This window comes from Variovorax sp. PEI5 (genome assembly GCF_056679935.1).
Genome location: NZ_CM155257.1, coordinates 2,617,454 through 2,631,130 on the forward strand (window position 1 = coordinate 2,617,454; position 13,677 = coordinate 2,631,130).

At 70.0% G+C, this 13,677-nt stretch carries 13 protein-coding genes; 5 read left to right on the forward strand and 8 right to left on the reverse strand.

Going from position 1 to position 13,677, the window contains the following annotated elements; genetic code table 11:
• The first annotated feature begins 141 nt into the window (after window positions 1-141).
• The gene (locus AC1MLT_RS12120) at window positions 142-1,047 is read left to right on the forward strand and encodes an acyltransferase (RefSeq protein ID WP_481032466.1); all 906 of its coding nucleotides are present in this window, start codon (window positions 142-144) and stop codon (window positions 1,045-1,047) included.
• 121 nt (window positions 1,048-1,168) lie between these two features.
• Here AC1MLT_RS12120 and pncA read toward each other — a convergent pair whose 3' ends face one another.
• From pncA to AC1MLT_RS12145, 5 genes are read right to left on the reverse strand one after another with little or no spacing between them, the layout of a single operon-like run.
• Window positions 1,169-1,885: a bifunctional nicotinamidase/pyrazinamidase gene (gene pncA / locus AC1MLT_RS12125; RefSeq protein ID WP_481032467.1), complete on the reverse strand. Its 717-nt coding sequence runs from the start codon at window positions 1,883-1,885 to the stop codon at window positions 1,169-1,171.
• A gap of 55 nt (window positions 1,886-1,940) precedes the next feature.
• Window positions 1,941-2,705 carry an ABC transporter ATP-binding protein gene (locus AC1MLT_RS12130; RefSeq protein ID WP_481032468.1) on the reverse strand — a complete coding sequence of 255 codons (765 nt, stop codon included), beginning with the start codon at window positions 2,703-2,705 and terminating at the stop codon, window positions 1,941-1,943.
• The gene (locus AC1MLT_RS12135) at window positions 2,702-3,523 is read right to left on the reverse strand and encodes an ABC transporter ATP-binding protein (RefSeq protein ID WP_481032469.1); all 822 of its coding nucleotides are present in this window, start codon (window positions 3,521-3,523) and stop codon (window positions 2,702-2,704) included. The genes AC1MLT_RS12130 and AC1MLT_RS12135 overlap by 4 nt, the downstream gene beginning before the upstream one ends.
• A complete protein-coding gene (locus AC1MLT_RS12140) occupies window positions 3,520-5,439 on the reverse strand; it encodes an ABC transporter permease (protein WP_481032470.1) in 1,920 nt (639 codons plus the stop codon). Before AC1MLT_RS12140 ends, AC1MLT_RS12135 begins: the two co-directional genes overlap by 4 nt.
• A 6-nt stretch (window positions 5,440-5,445) precedes the next feature.
• Window positions 5,446-6,678 (reverse strand): ABC transporter substrate-binding protein, encoded by a 1,233-nt coding sequence (locus tag AC1MLT_RS12145; RefSeq protein WP_481032471.1) that lies wholly within the window; start codon window positions 6,676-6,678, stop codon window positions 5,446-5,448.
• 223 nt (window positions 6,679-6,901) lie between these two features.
• Between AC1MLT_RS12145 and AC1MLT_RS12150 the strand changes: the two genes are divergently transcribed.
• Window positions 6,902-7,675 carry a ferredoxin--NADP reductase gene (locus AC1MLT_RS12150; protein WP_481032472.1) on the forward strand — a complete coding sequence of 258 codons (774 nt, stop codon included), beginning with the start codon at window positions 6,902-6,904 and terminating at the stop codon, window positions 7,673-7,675.
• Between the two features lie 51 nt (window positions 7,676-7,726).
• Here AC1MLT_RS12150 and AC1MLT_RS12155 read toward each other — a convergent pair whose 3' ends face one another.
• Window positions 7,727-10,669 (reverse strand): DNA topoisomerase III, encoded by a 2,943-nt coding sequence (locus tag AC1MLT_RS12155; RefSeq protein ID WP_481032473.1) that lies wholly within the window; start codon window positions 10,667-10,669, stop codon window positions 7,727-7,729.
• Between the two features lie 139 nt (window positions 10,670-10,808).
• Here AC1MLT_RS12155 and AC1MLT_RS12160 point away from each other — a divergent pair, with 139 nt between their 5' ends.
• From AC1MLT_RS12160 to AC1MLT_RS12170, 3 genes are read left to right on the forward strand one after another with little or no spacing between them, the layout of a single operon-like run.
• Window positions 10,809-11,483 carry an SET domain-containing protein gene (locus AC1MLT_RS12160; protein WP_481032474.1) on the forward strand — a complete coding sequence of 225 codons (675 nt, stop codon included), beginning with the start codon at window positions 10,809-10,811 and terminating at the stop codon, window positions 11,481-11,483.
• A gap of 1 nt (window position 11,484) precedes the next feature.
• Window positions 11,485-12,426, forward strand: coding sequence for a biotin--[acetyl-CoA-carboxylase] ligase (locus AC1MLT_RS12165; RefSeq protein ID WP_481032475.1), 942 nt, complete (start codon window positions 11,485-11,487; stop codon window positions 12,424-12,426).
• Window positions 12,427-12,431: 5 nt separating this feature from the next.
• Window positions 12,432-12,692 carry a hypothetical protein gene (locus AC1MLT_RS12170; RefSeq protein WP_481032476.1) on the forward strand — a complete coding sequence of 87 codons (261 nt, stop codon included), beginning with the start codon at window positions 12,432-12,434 and terminating at the stop codon, window positions 12,690-12,692.
• A gap of 1 nt (window position 12,693) precedes the next feature.
• Here the strand turns inward: AC1MLT_RS12170 and AC1MLT_RS12175 are convergent, their stop codons facing one another.
• Both AC1MLT_RS12175 and AC1MLT_RS12180 read right to left on the reverse strand, forming a co-directional pair.
• Window positions 12,694-13,041, reverse strand: a complete 348-nt coding sequence (locus AC1MLT_RS12175; RefSeq protein WP_481034999.1) for a YbaN family protein — start codon at window positions 13,039-13,041, stop codon at window positions 12,694-12,696.
• A gap of 115 nt (window positions 13,042-13,156) precedes the next feature.
• Entirely contained in the window at window positions 13,157-13,639 is a 483-nt protein-coding gene (locus AC1MLT_RS12180; RefSeq protein ID WP_481032477.1) for a MarR family winged helix-turn-helix transcriptional regulator, read from the reverse strand.
• Window positions 13,640-13,677: the final 38 nt, after the last annotated feature.

Here is a 13,677-nt window from a genome sequence, read left to right on the forward strand (position 1 = left end):
CTGGCTGCGTGGACGTTGGAAAAGCGGGAAGGTGCACGATTCTCGGCCGCTGGCGTGGCCGGACAATGCGCGCTTGCCCTTGCCTGCGTCCCTCCCCTCCTCGCTCCCACTTCCACTCCCCCCTCTCTTCCCCATCCCTCCATGCTCGGCTTCCTTCCCCCCGTCGTCCGCGGCGTCGTCGCGTTCCTGCTGCTGGTGATCAACACCTTGTTCTGGTGCGCATTGCTTTTCGTCTGCGCGCTGGTGAAGCTGGCGCTGCCGTTCGCGGCGGTGCGGCGGCGCATCGATCCGGTGCTCAACGCCATCGCCACGGCCTGGATCGCCTGCAATGGCGCCTGGATGCGGCTGACGCAGCGCACCACGTGGGACGTGCGGGGCGTCGACGCCCTGGCCTACCGGGGCTGGTACCTGGTCAATGCCAACCACCAGTCGTGGGTCGACATCTTCGTGCTCCAGCGCGTGTTCAACCGCCACATCCCGCTGCTGAAGTTCTTCCTCAAGCAGCAGCTGATCTACGTGCCGGTGATCGGCCTGGCGTGGTGGGCGCTCGACTTCCCGTTCATGAAGCGCCATGGCAAGGCCGACCTGCGCCGGAACCCGGCGCTGCGCCAGCAGGACCGCGAGACCACGCGCCGCGCCTGCGCGAAGTTCGCCCTGGTGCCCACCAGCGTGATGAACTTCGCCGAGGGCACGCGCTTCACGCCGCAGAAGCACCGCGCGCAGTCCTCGCCCTATCGCCACCTGCTCAAGCCCAAGGCCGGCGCCCTGGCCCTGGCGCTCGACGCCATGGATGGCAAGTTCCAGTCGCTGGTGGACGTGACCATCGTCTACCCCGATGGCGTGCCGAGCTTCTGGGATTTCCTGTGCGGGCGCACGACGCGGGTGGTCCTGCGCGCCCGCGAGGTGCCGATCCCGGCGGCCTTCGGCCATGGCGACTACGAGGGCGATGCCGCCTATCGCGGCGACTTCCACCGCTGGCTGGGCGAGATCTGGAGCTTCAAGGACGCGCAGATCGAAGGACTGCTGCGATCCGGACCTGACGTCTGATCGCAACCATCACGGCGCCAGGCCGGGGAAACATCGTGGAACCGGCTCTGCCGGGCCACCGGTGTCGCCCCCTGCAAGGGGGTCGGCGAAGCGACACGACGTGCGCGCAGACCGGGGCGGGTCAGCCGATGATGTCCGTCGACCGGATGCGCCTGACGCCATTGGCCGCCATCCGCTTCCAGGCCGCCGCGAGCGAGCCGTTCAGATCGATGGCGCGCGTGGCGTCCTCGATCACATAGGTCTCGAAGCCGGCCTTGCGGGCATCGAGCGCGGTCCAGGCGACGCAGAAGTCGGTCGCCAGGCCGGTGACGAACACCGTCCGGATGCCGCGCTGCTTCAGATAGCCGCCCAGGCCGGTGGAGGTCTTGCGATCGGCCTCCTGGAACGCCGAGTAGCTGTCGACGTCCTTGTGGAAGCCTTTGCGCACGATGACCTGCGCGGTCGGCAGCTGGAGGTCCTTGTGCAGCGCGGCGTCCTCGGTGCCCTGGACGCAGTGGTCGGGCCACAGCACCTGCGCTCCATAGCTCAGCTGCGTGGTCTCGAAGGGCTTCCTGCCGGCATGGCTGGTGGCAAAGGACGCATGGCCGGCCGTGTGCCAGTCCTGGGTGACGACGATGTTCTCGAAGGCGCTGGCGAGCCGGTTGATGACCGGCACGACCTCGGCGCCGCCCTTGACCGGCAGCGTGCCGCCATCGACGAAGCAGTTCTGGACGTCGACCACGATCAGCGCGGCGCGCGCGCCCGGCGTGATCGTGGCGGCGGCGCTGGCGGCGAAATGCGGCGCCAGACCGACGAGTCCGAGCGCGGCGCCGGCGTGGAGGAAGGTTCTGCGATGCATGGGACGACTCCGTGGGAAGGAAGGATGATCGGGGCTGGGCCGGCGGCCGGCGCGCTCACAGGTCGAGGAACTGGCGCCGCACCTCGGCATTCGCGGCCAGCTCGGCCATCGAACCCCGGAAGCGGACCTCGCCCTTCTCCAGCACGCAGGCGCGATCGGCCACCAGCGCCGCGAAATGGGTGTTCTGCTCCGACAGCAGGATGCTCACGCCCTGCGCCTTGAGCGCAAGGATCATGCCGGCCATCTGCTCGACGATGACCGGCGCCACGCCCTCGGACGGTTCGTCGAGCAGCACCACCCAGGGGTTGCCCATCAGCGTGCGCGCCACGGTCAGCATCTTCTGTTCACCGCCGCTCATGCGCCCGCCGGGGCGCCGCGGCATCTCCCCCAGGTTGGGGAACAGGGCGAACAGGCGCTCGGGCGTCCAGGCCGGGGCGGGCGCGGCATCGGCCGCATCGCCCGGCCGGCGCCGGGCGGGCTGGCGGCCGACCTCCAGGTTCTCCAGCACGCTCAGGTCGGTGAAGATGCGGCGATCCTCCGGCACGTAGCCCAGGCCCAGGCGCGCGGCCTCGTGGGGCTCGGCATCGGACAGGTCGTGGCCCAGGAAGCGCACCGCGCCACGCCGCCGGCCCCGCGGACCGAGCAGGCCGATCAGCGCCTTGAGGGTGGTCGACTTGCCCGCGCCATTGCGCCCCATCAGCGCCACCACCTCGCCGGCGCGCACGTCGAGGTCGATGCCATGCAGGATCTGCGCGGCGCCATACCAGGCGCGCAGCCCGCGGGCCTCCAGCAGCACCGGTCCCGGCGCGTCCGGGCTCATGGCGCCGACCCTTCCCCGAACGTGCGTCCGCTGCCGAAGTAGACCTCCCGCACCTTCGGATGGGCCCGGATCTCGGCCGGCGCGCCCTGCGCGATCAACCGGCCACGCGCCAACACGATGATGCGATCGGCATGCGCGAAGACCACGTCCATGCTGTGCTCGGTGAACAGCACCGCCGTGCCGCGCTCGTTGACCAGCCGGCGCGTCAATGCCATCAGCGCGTGGCGCTCGCCCGGCGCCATGCCGGCGGTGGGCTCGTCCATCAGCAGCAGGCGCGGGTCGTGGGCCAGCGCGATGGCGAGCTCGATGCGCTTGACGTCGCCATAGGCGAGCACGCCGGCCGGCCGGTCGGCCTGCGCGCGCATGCCGACCTGCTCGAGCAGCGCCAGCGCGTCGTCGCGCCGGTGGTCGGCGGCACGCTGCCACATCGACCACAGCCGGCGGTCGTGCGAGAGCAGCGCCATCTGCACGTTCTCCACCACGCTGAGCGAGGCGAAGGTCTCGGCGATCTGGAAGGTGCGCCCCACGCCCAGGCGCCAGATCTCGCGCGGCCGGCGCCCCACCAGCTCGACCCCGCCGAGCGCGATGGAGCCGCGATCGGCGCGCAGCTGGCCGTTGAGCATGTTGAAGGTGGTCGACTTGCCGGCGCCGTTGGGACCGATCAGCGCCAGCAGTTCGCCCGGCGCGAGATCGAAGGCGACGTCGTCGACCGCCGTGACGCCGCCGAAGGACTTGCCCAGGCCGGTGACGCGCAGCAGGGGGGACGTCGATGCCGATGCCGATGCCGATGCCGCCGGGGCGCGGGCGACGGTCGTCATGGCGCGTGCTCCGTGCGGTCGGCGCGTCCGATGCGCCGCGCGACCCATTCGGTCAGCTGCTGGGCCGCGCCCGCGATGCCGCGCGGGAACAGCAGCACCAGCCCCAGGATGATGCCGCCCAGCACGGCGCGCCAGTAGTCGGTGTTGCGCGCCACCGTGTCGTGCAGCCAGGTGAAGGTGACGGCGCCGACCACCGGCCCGGCCAGCGTCTGCACGCCGCCGAGCAGCACCATCGCCAGCGCGTCGACCGAGCGGCCGATCGACATCGACTCGGGCGAGATGCTGCCCTTGGAGAAGGCATACAGCGCGCCGGCCAGCCCGGCCACCGTGCCGGCGATGACGAAGGCCATCCACTGCAGGCGCTTGAGGTCGATGCCGATGGCGTCGGCGCGCAGGGGCGAGTCGCGTCCGGCCCGCAGGGCCTGGCCGAAGGGCGAGAACAGCACCCGGCGCAGACCCCAGACGCCCAGCGCCACCAGCATCAGCACCAGCGCGTAGTAGGCGCGCCGGTCGGCCAGCCAGGGCGCCGGCCAGACGCCGGTCAGGCCGTTGCTGCCGCCGGTGAAGGCATCCCACTGGTAGGTGACGGCCCAGGTGATCTGCGCGAAGGCGAGCGTGAGCATCGCCATGTAGACCCCCGAGAGCCGCACCGAGAACCAGCCGAAGACCAGCGCCCCGGTCGCCGCCACCAGCGGCGCGGCCGCCAGCGCCAAGACCATGGGCACGCCGCTCGCGCGCGCCAGCAGGGCCGCGCCGTAGGCTCCGAGTCCGAAATAGGCCGCGTGGCCGAACGAGTTCATGCCCGCCGGTCCCATCAGGAAATGCAGGCTGGCCGCGAACAATGCCGCGATCAGCAGGTCGACCAGCAGCACCAGCGTGTAGGGCGAGTCGGCCGCCAGGAACGGCACCGCCGCCAGCCCCGCCATCAGCAGCCCCACCGCCACCACGTAGGCGCGGTGCGGACGGCGCAGCGGCGTCTCCGGCGTGGCCGCGGCATGCCGGTCGGCTGCCTGCGGCCGGCCCATGAGGCCCCACGGCCGCCACACCAGCACCACGGCCATGACCAGGAAGTCCACCACCAGCGTCAGCTTGGAGAACGACACCGCGACCCCCAGCACCTCCACCACGCCGAGCCAGATGCATACCGCCTTGAGCTCGGCGATGAGCAGGGCCGCCACATAGGCCCCGGGCAGCGAGCCCATGCCACCGACCACCACCACCACGAAGGCGGCGCCGATGACGTTGAGGTCCATCTCCAGCGTGGCGGGCTCGCGCGGCAGCTGCAGCGCGCCGCCCAGCCCGGCGAGCGCCGCGCCCAGGGCGAACACCGCCGTGAACAGCCAGGCCTGGTTCACGCCCAGCGCGCTGACCATGTCGCGGTCCTGCGTGGCCGCGCGCACCAGCGTGCCGAAGCGCGTGCGCGCGAGCAGCAGCCACACCGCCGCCAGCACCAGCGGACCGACCGCGATCAGGAACAGGTCGTACGACGGGAACTGCCGCCCCAGGATCTCGACCGAGCCGCGCAGGCCCGGGGCGCGCGGGCCGAGCAGCTCCTCAGGCCCCCACAGCCACAGCGCCGCGTCCTTGATGACCAGCACCAATGCGAAGGTGGCCAGCAGCTGGAACAGTTCGGGCGCCTTGTAGATGCGCCGCAGCAGCAGCACCTCGACCACCGCGCCCAGCACGCCCACGGCCAGCGCCGCCAGCAGCAGCGCCGGCCAGAAGCCCAGGCTGCCGCCGAAATGCTCGACCAGCGTGTAGGCCGTGTAGATGCCCACCATGTAGAACGAGCCGTGCGCGAAGTTGACGATGCGCGTGACGCCGAAGATCAGCGACAGCCCGGCGGCCACCAGGAACAGCGACGACGCGCCGGCCAGGCCGTTGAGCAGCTGGACGACGAAGCCCGAGAAGCTCATGCGCGCTCAGTCGGGGCTGCGCGACTTCCTGACGTCGTCGGCGCCCGGCTGGAACTTCGCGCCGTCGCGGTAGGCGAAATCGACCATCACGCCCTTGCCGTTGTCGTTCTTGGTCCGGCCGACGAAGGCGCCCATGGTCGACTGGTGGTCCTCGGCGCGGTAGGTGATGCGGCCGAAGGGGGTGTCGACCTGCAGGCCCTTGAACGCCTGCGCGAGCTTCGCGCTGTCGGTGCTCCCGGCCCTGGCGAGGCCGGCGGCAGCCGACTTGATCATCGCGTAGCCGACCACCGAGCCCAGGCGCGGATAGTCCTTGTACTTGTCGTGATAGGCCAGGAAGAAGGCCTTGTGCTCGGGCGTCTGGATGCCGTACCAGGGGTAGCCGGTGACGATCCAGCCGTCGGGCGTCTCGTCCTTGAGGGCGTCGAGGTATTCGGGCTCGCCGGTCAGCACGCTGACCACCGGGCGGTCCTTGAACAGGCCGCGCGTGTTGCCCTCGCGCACGAACTTCGACAGGTCGGCCGCGAACAGCACGTTGAAGATGGCATCGGGCTTGGCATCGGCCAGCGCCTGCACCACGCTGCCGGCATCGACCTTGCCCAGCGGCGGCGCCTGCTCGGCGACGAACTCGACATCGGGCTGCGCCGCCTTCAGGAGCGTCTTGAAGGCCGTCACGGCCGACTGGCCGTATTCGTAGTTGGGATAGACCACCGCCCAGCGCTTCTTCTTCAGCTTGACGGCCTCGGGCACCAGCATCGCCGCCTGCATGTAGGTCCCCGGACGCAGGCGGAACGTGTAGGCGTTGCCGCCCTGCCAGGTCATCTTGTCGGTCAGCGGCTCGCCGGCCAGGAAGAAGAACTTGCGCTGCTTGGCGAAGTCGGCCACGGCCAGGCCGGTGTTGGAGAGGAAGGTGCCGGTGAGCACGTCGACCTTCTCGCGCGACACCAGCTCCTCGGCCACCCGCACGGCATCGCCAGGGTTGGCGTTGTCGTCGCGCGTGACGAGTTCGAGCCGGCGCCCGTTGACGCCGCCGGCGGCGTTGATCTGGGCGACCGCCAGCTCCATGCCCTTCTTGTAGGGCTCCAGGAAGGCCGGCTGGGCCTTGTAGCTGTTGAGTTCGCCGATCTTGATGACCCCCTGCGCGTTGCCCTGGGCGCCCTGGGCCGGCTGCGCGTGCGCGGGGAACAGCGTGGCGGCGGCGAAGGCGGCCGTGGCGACGAGGGCGGAGGGCGGGTGGATCACGGAAAGGCTCCTTGGGTCCTGGAATGGGCGGATGGGCGACGTGTCCCGCAGCGGACACGCGCACGGTGGGCGAGCATAAGGGCATCGGCGTTTGACCCCGCCCGCGATGGCGTCGCCACGGGTCGAAGACAATCGCAGGCCTCCGACCGGTTGACGCCGCCAGCCCTTCCGCCAAGCATTCGTCGCCGCCATCCCGTCAATCCTCCTTCGAGTCTTTTCTCCCATGAGTGCATTCAGCGAAGAACGCGTCCTGTCGGTCCACCACTGGACCGACCGCCTGTTCACCTTCACCACCACGCGCGATCCGGCGCTGCGCTTCTCCAACGGCCACTTCACCATGATCGGGTTGCGGGTCAACGACAAGCCGCTGCTGCGCGCCTATAGCATCGCCAGCCCCAACTACGAGGAATACCTGGAGTTCCTGAGCATCAAGGTCGATGACGGCCCGCTGACCTCGCGGCTGCAGCACATCCAGGTCGGCGACACCATCGTGGTGGGCCGCAAGCCCACCGGCACCTTGCTGATCGACTACACGCTGCCGGGCAAGCGGCTCTACCTGTTCGGCACCGGCACCGGCCTGGCGCCCTTCATGAGCATCATCCGCGACCCGGAGACCTACGAGAAGTTCGAGCAGGTGATCCTGGTGCACGGCGTGCGCCAGATCGACGAGCTGGCCTATCACGATCTGGTCGTCGACCACCTCCCGCGCCACGAGATCCTGGGCGAGATGATCGAGAAGCAGCTGCTGTACTACCCGACCGTGACGCGCGAGGAATACCGCAACATGGGCCGCATCACCGAGCTGGTCGAGAGCAACAAGCTCACCGACGACCTGGGCCTGCCGCCCCTGAACGCCGCCGAGGACCGCGTGATGCTGTGCGGCAGCCCCGGCATGCTGGTCGACCTCAAGCACATGCTGGAGGCGCGCGGCTTCAAGGAAGGCAACACCTCCACGCCCGGCGATTTCGTCGTCGAGCGCGCCTTCGCCGAGAAGTAGGCCCGCGCGCGCCCGGGCCGGGCCGCCACGGGCGACCCGCCCCCCGGGCGCTCAGGCGCTCAGGTGCTTGCCGACGATGCCGGCCAGCTCGAACATCGTCACCTGGTCCTTGCCGAACACCGCCTTGAGCTTGGCGTCGGCATTGATGGCGCGCTTGTTGGCCGCGTCCTGCAGGCCGTGGGCCTTGATGTAGTCCCAGAGCTTCTTGATGACCTCGGTGCGCGCCACGGGCTCGGTGCCGATCACCGCGGCCAGCGCCTCGCTGGGCTTGAGGCCGGTGCCGGCCGTGGTCTTGCGCGGCGCCTTCGGGGCGGCGGCCTTCTTCGCCGCGGCGGTGGTCTTGGCGGCGGCGGTCTTGCCGGCCGCCGTCTTCTTCGCCGCCGGCGCGGCCTTCGCGAAGGTCTTGCGCGGCGGGAACTTGCTGCCGCCTTCGCGCGGCGCGAATTCGAAGATCACCTTGCCCTCGTCCTTGCTCCAGGCCAGGAAGGCCTTGAAGGTGCGCCGCGTGCGCATCGAGACGAACTTGTCCAGCAGGTCGGTCTTGCCGGTGGCCAGCAGCTTCTCCACCTGGTCGCGCTCGACCGGCTGCGTCAGGATGATCTTGCCGGTCTTGAAGGTGCAGCTGGGGGTCGGCTGGTCCTGCGTGGGCACCGACTTCTCGCAGACGTAATTGGCGCCATGCTCGAACACCGGCGCGCCGCACACCGGGCAGGGCCCGAGCGTGTCCTGCTGGCTGAAGTCGACGATCTCGCCGGACTCGGCGTTCTTGTCGTCGCCGAAGTCGAACTCGAGCTTGAAGTTCTTGGCTTCCTCGTCGTACTTGATGACGATCTCGGAGGTGAAGGGCCAGCCGGCCTTGGAGCGGAAGCCCTCGAGCGGGCCGATGCGCCGGTCGGCCAGCAGCTGCTCGGCCTCGGCGACCTCGAAGGTGCGCCCGGCGGGCGACTTGCCGAACGAGAAGCCGCAGCCCTCGGGCGCGCCGGGCTTGCCCACGCAGGTGTAGCGCCGGTAGTTCTCCCGCACCACGCCGCCGCAGTTGGGACAGGGCGACTGCAGCGTCGCATAGTCGCCGGGCACGGTGTCGCGGTCGTACTCCTTGGCCTTGCGCACGATGTGCTGCGTCATCTCGGCGATCTCGCGCATGAAGGTGTCGCGGCTGAGCGCGCCGCGTTCCATCTGCGCGAGCTTGTATTCCCAGTCGCCGGTCAGCTCGGCCTTGGACAGCTCCTCCACGCCCAGCCCGCGCAGCAGGGTCATGAGCTGGAAGGCCTTGGCCGTCGGGATCAGTTCGCGACCTTCGCGCAACATGTACTTCTCGGCGATCAGCCCTTCGATGATGGCGGCGCGCGTGGCGGGCGTGCCCAGGCCCTTCTCCTGCATGGCCTCGCGCAGTTCGTCGTCGTCGATGGTCTTGCCCGCGCCTTCCATGGCGCCCAGCAGCGTGGCCTCGGAGTAGCGCGCCGGCGGCCGCGTCCGGAGCGCCTTGGGATCGGCGGCGATGGTCCTGACGATCTCGCCCGGCTTCACCGGCACCAGGTTCTTGCCGTCCTTCTCGTCGTCGTCGTTCACGGCCTCCTTGCCGTAGATGGCCAGCCAGCCCGGCTTGACCAGCACCTTGCCGTCGCTGCGGAACGGGTATTTCCTGCCGCCCTGCTCGACCGTGCTGATGCGGGTCGTGACCTGGAATTCGGCGCTGGGGAAGAACACCGACAGGAAGCGCCGCACGACGAAGTCGTAGAGCTTCTGCTCGGCCTCCGACAGGCCGCTGGGTGCCTGCAGCGTGGGGATGATGGCGAAGTGGTCCGACACCTTGGCGTTGTCGAAGATGCGCTTGCTCGGCTTGACATAGCCGCCGTCGACGGCCTGCTGCGCGAAGGGCGCGAGATGGCGCATGCCGCTGCTGGCGAGCATGGCCATGGTGTTCTTCACCACCGGCAGGTAGTCCTCGGGCAGCGCGCGCGAGTCGGTCCGGGGATAGGTCAGCGCCTTGTGGCGCTCGTAGAGGCTCTGCGCCAACGCCAGGGTGGTCTTGGCCGAGAAGCCGAAGCGGCCATTGGCCTCGCGCTGCAGCGAGGTCAGGTCGAACAGCAGGGGCGAGGCCTGCGTGGTGGGCTTGCTCTCCTCGGTGACGGTGGCGGGCTTGCCGCGCGCGGCCTCGGCGATCTCGCGCGCCTCGCGCTCGCTCCAGACGCGATCGGCGCGCTGCTCCGGGTCGGCGATGCCGTCCGGGCCCGGCGGCGGCTTCCTGAACTGCGGATCGAACCACTTGCCCGGATAGGCGCCGGCCTGCGCCTCGAAGGTGCCGTGGACCTCCCAGTAGTCGCGCACGACGAATTTGCGGATCTTCTCCTCGCGCTCGACCACCACCGACAGGGTCGGCGTCTGCACGCGGCCCACGGTGGTGAGGAAGAAGCCGCCGTCGCGCGAGTTGAAGGCGGTCATGGCGCGCGTGCCGTTGATGCCGACCAGCCAGTCGGCCTCCGAGCGCGAGCGCGCGGCATCGGCCAGGCCCTGCATCTGCGCCTCGCTGCGCAGGTGCTCGAAGCCGTCGCGGATGGCCTGCGGCGTCATCGACTGCAGCCACAGGCGCCGCACCGGCTTGCCCAGCGGCTTGGCGCCGCCGGCGTACTGCTCGATCAGGCGGAAGATGAGTTCGCCCTCGCGCCCGGCGTCGCAGGCATTGATGATCTGCGTCACGTCCTTGCGCCTGGCCTGCCGGACCACCGCGTTCAGGCGCGTCTTGGTCTTGTCGACCGGCTTGAGGTCGAAGCGCGGCGGGATCACGGGCAGGTTGGCGAAGCTCCACTTGCCGCGCTTGACGTCGAACTCCTCCGGCGCCTGGATCTCGACCAGGTGGCCGACCGCGCTGGTCACGACATAGGTGTCGCTCTCGAAAAATTCGTCGTGCTTCTCGAACTTGCCAGCCGTGGGCGTGAGCGCGCGGACGATGTCCTGCGCCACCGAGGGCTTTTCTGCAATTACCAAAGTCTTCATGGATCCGTCATTCAAGGTGGGGGCGAGGCCGCTGCCAGGACGCCCGGCAAGGCCGGAATCGCGTCCTTACAATGCGCCGCTCTCGCGGGCGCACGCATGCACGCGCATGTGTGCCTATTCAAACTATCAGACTTCGGCGATGCCTTCAAAAACCCCACCGGCCACCGGCCGCCGCATCCAGACCCGCCGATCCGGCGTGCATGGCAAGGGCGTCTTCGCCGTGCGCGACATCGCCGCGGGCGAGACGCTCATCGAATACAAGGGCGAGGTCATCAGCTGGAAGGAAGCGCTGCGCCGCCATCCGCACGATCCCGCGCAGCCCCAGCACACGTTCTACTTCCACATCGACGACAAGCACGTGATCGACGGCCGGGTCGATGGCAACGCATCCCGCTGGATCAACCATGCCTGCGATCCCAACTGCGAGACCGACGAGATCGACGGCCGCATCTTCATCAAGGCGCTGCGCGACATCGCCGCCGGCGAGGAGCTCAACTACGACTACGGGCTGGTGATCGACCTGCCCTACACGCCCGAACTGCTGGCGGAGTTTCCCTGCTGGTGCGGCGCCGAGACCTGCCGCGGCACCCTGCTCGCTCCCAAGCCGGAGCCGGAAAAGAAGAAAAAGAAGAAGAAGAACAGGAAGAAGACGCGTGCCGAAAGCGTCGTATCGGACGATCCCGAGGCCGGAGGCCGGGCCGGATCGAAGGCCAAGGGGAAGTCCAGGGACAAGAAAGGCAAGAAGGACAGGAAGCGCGCGAAGGCGAAGGGCACGGCGCCATCGGAGCGGGCCGGCGATCCGGCCGGGGACTGACATGGCCGGCGCCTGGCACCTGCCCGAACTCTCGGCCGCGCTGGCGCCGCTGCTGCCGCAGTTGCGGATCGAGATCGTGGCGGAGATCGACTCCACCAACACCGAGCTCATGCGCCGCGCGCGCGCCGGCGACACCGCACCGGTGCTGCTGGTGGCGGAGCGCCAGAGCGCCGGGCGTGGTCGGCTCGGCCGGCCCTGGGAGAGCGCCGGGGGCGGCACGGACGCCGCTGCGAAGGCGGCCTCGCCGACGGATCCGGCATCGCGGCGCGGCACCGGGCCGGACCCGCAGGCGATCTCGCTCACCTTCTCCCTCGGCCTGCCGTTCGCGCCCCGCGACTGGTCGGGCCTTTCGCTGGCGGTCGGCGCCAGCGTGGCCGACAGCCTCGACCCCGATGGCGCGGCCGGGGTGCGGTTGAAATGGCCCAACGACCTGTGGCTGTCGGACGACCGCAAGCTCGCCGGCATCCTCATCGAGACCGCCTCGCCGGTGGCCGCCGGGGCATCGACCATCGCCACGGCGGATGTCGCGGGCCGGTCCGCCGGCGGCGTCGCGACGGCGGGGCCGACCGCCCCGGCGCCACGCTATCTCGTGATCGGCATCGGCATCAACGTCGGCCCGCGCGAGGCCGCGGGCCTGCGCGCGCCACCGGCCTGGGTGCGGGAATGGCGGCCCGGGGCCACCGCCGCCGACGTGCTGCGCGACATCGCCCCGCCGCTGGCGCGCGACCTGCTGGCATTCGGCGTTCGCGGCCTGGCGCCGTTCGCCGAGCGCTTCGCCGCGCGCGACGCCCTGCGCGGGCGCGAGGTCGATCTGAGCGACGGCACCAGCGGCTGGTGCGAGGGCATCGGCTGGGGTGGCGAGCTGCGGGTGCGCACCGCCGCCGGGCTGCAGTCGATCACCACCTCGGACCTCAGCGTGCGGCCACGCCGCATCGGGGACTGAGCACCATGGCGCGCGCGGCGGTGATCGTGCTGGCGCTCGCGAACCTCGGGTATTTCGCCTGGAGCCAGGGCGCGCTGGCGATCGTCGGCCTGGTGCCGGCCGACCTCGCCGCCACCGAGCCGCATCGACTCGCCCGCCAGATCAGTCCCGAACGGCTGCGGATCATTCCGCGCGAACAGGAGCGACAGGAACGGGAACAAAGGGAACGGGAACGACGGGAACGGGCGCCGGACGCCGGAGAACCGCCGGCGGCAGCGCCCCCCTAGCCTAGCGACGGTCGGGTTCGGGCCGCAGCCAGAGCCAGACCAGCACCACCGTCATCGTCCCCAGCACCAGGCCCACCACCCAGGCCAGGCGGATGCCATGCCAGACCAGGACGGCGCTCGCGCCCATCGTGAGCGTGGCGATCCACTTCACGCGGCGCGAGACCCTGCCGCCGTCGTCCCAGTCGCGCAGCAGCGGACCGAACAGACGGTGCGCATAGAGCCAGGCGTGCATGCGTGGCGAGCTGCGCGCCGCGGCCCAGGCGGCCATCAGGATGAAGACGGTGGTCGGCATGCCGGGCACGATCACGCCGATCAGGCCGAGCACCACGCACAGCCATGCGAAGGCCATCAGCAGCCAGCGCGCGATCCGTGGCAATGGCTTGCGCGGCGGCGCGGCGACGGCCGGCGTCGGCGGCGGCGTCGATGGTCTTGGCGTCCGGTCCGCGGGGTCCGTGCCGTCGTCCTCAGGAGGCATAGGCTTCCAGGCCGATCGTCACGACGGTGGCGATGTCGTCGCCCACACTGGCGCGGAATTCGGCTTCGGCCTGCGCGACGGCCTTGCGGAAGGCCTCGAGCCAGGCCAGGCCGTCGGCGGTGAACAGCACGCGGCGTGCCCGCGCGTCGAGCGGATCCGGCTCGCGCGTCACCAATCCCCAGGCTTCGCACTGGTCGACCAGCGTGCCCATGGCCTGCTTGGTTATGCCGGCGCGTTCGGCCAGTTCGGTCAGGCGCGAACCGCCACGGGCCAGATGGCGCGTGATGTGGATGTGCGCGGCGCTGACCTGGGCGCGGGCGGCGAGGTTCGACAGGGCCAGCGGGACGTCGATGTCGTGTGCCATCAGCGTCAGGACGCGCTCGTCGAAACGACGCATCGCATGTCCGAGCAGACGCCCCAGATGCGTCTGGCGCCAGTCGTCGGCACTGTCGGAAAGATGTGTTTCGGTCATCGAAAAATAGTCATCCAAACTGACCAAAAATCTCTCTT

What these genes read in the sequence shown, in the direction of transcription:
- AC1MLT_RS12120 (WP_481032466.1), top strand. Translation starts at nt 142, where the DNA reads ATGCTCGGCTTCCTTCCCCCCGTCGTCCGCGGCGTCGTCGCGTTCCTG.
- pncA (WP_481032467.1), bottom strand. Translation starts at nt 1,885, where the DNA reads ATGCATCGCAGAACCTTCCTCCACGCCGGCGCCGCGCTCGGACTCGTC.
- AC1MLT_RS12130 (WP_481032468.1), bottom strand. Translation starts at nt 2,705, where the DNA reads ATGAGCCCGGACGCGCCGGGACCGGTGCTGCTGGAGGCCCGCGGGCTG.
- AC1MLT_RS12135 (WP_481032469.1), bottom strand. Translation starts at nt 3,523, where the DNA reads ATGACGACCGTCGCCCGCGCCCCGGCGGCATCGGCATCGGCATCGGCA.
- AC1MLT_RS12140 (WP_481032470.1), bottom strand. Translation starts at nt 5,439, where the DNA reads ATGAGCTTCTCGGGCTTCGTCGTCCAGCTGCTCAACGGCCTGGCCGGC.
- AC1MLT_RS12150 (WP_481032472.1), top strand. Translation starts at nt 6,902, where the DNA reads ATGAGTGCATTCAGCGAAGAACGCGTCCTGTCGGTCCACCACTGGACC.
- AC1MLT_RS12155 (WP_481032473.1), bottom strand. Translation starts at nt 10,669, where the DNA reads ATGAAGACTTTGGTAATTGCAGAAAAGCCCTCGGTGGCGCAGGACATC.
- AC1MLT_RS12160 (WP_481032474.1), top strand. Translation starts at nt 10,809, where the DNA reads ATGCCTTCAAAAACCCCACCGGCCACCGGCCGCCGCATCCAGACCCGC.
- AC1MLT_RS12165 (WP_481032475.1), top strand. Translation starts at nt 11,485, where the DNA reads ATGGCCGGCGCCTGGCACCTGCCCGAACTCTCGGCCGCGCTGGCGCCG.
- AC1MLT_RS12170 (WP_481032476.1), top strand. Translation starts at nt 12,432, where the DNA reads ATGGCGCGCGCGGCGGTGATCGTGCTGGCGCTCGCGAACCTCGGGTAT.
- AC1MLT_RS12175 (WP_481034999.1), bottom strand. Translation starts at nt 13,041, where the DNA reads ATGGCCTTCGCATGGCTGTGCGTGGTGCTCGGCCTGATCGGCGTGATC.
- AC1MLT_RS12180 (WP_481032477.1), bottom strand. Translation starts at nt 13,639, where the DNA reads ATGACCGAAACACATCTTTCCGACAGTGCCGACGACTGGCGCCAGACG.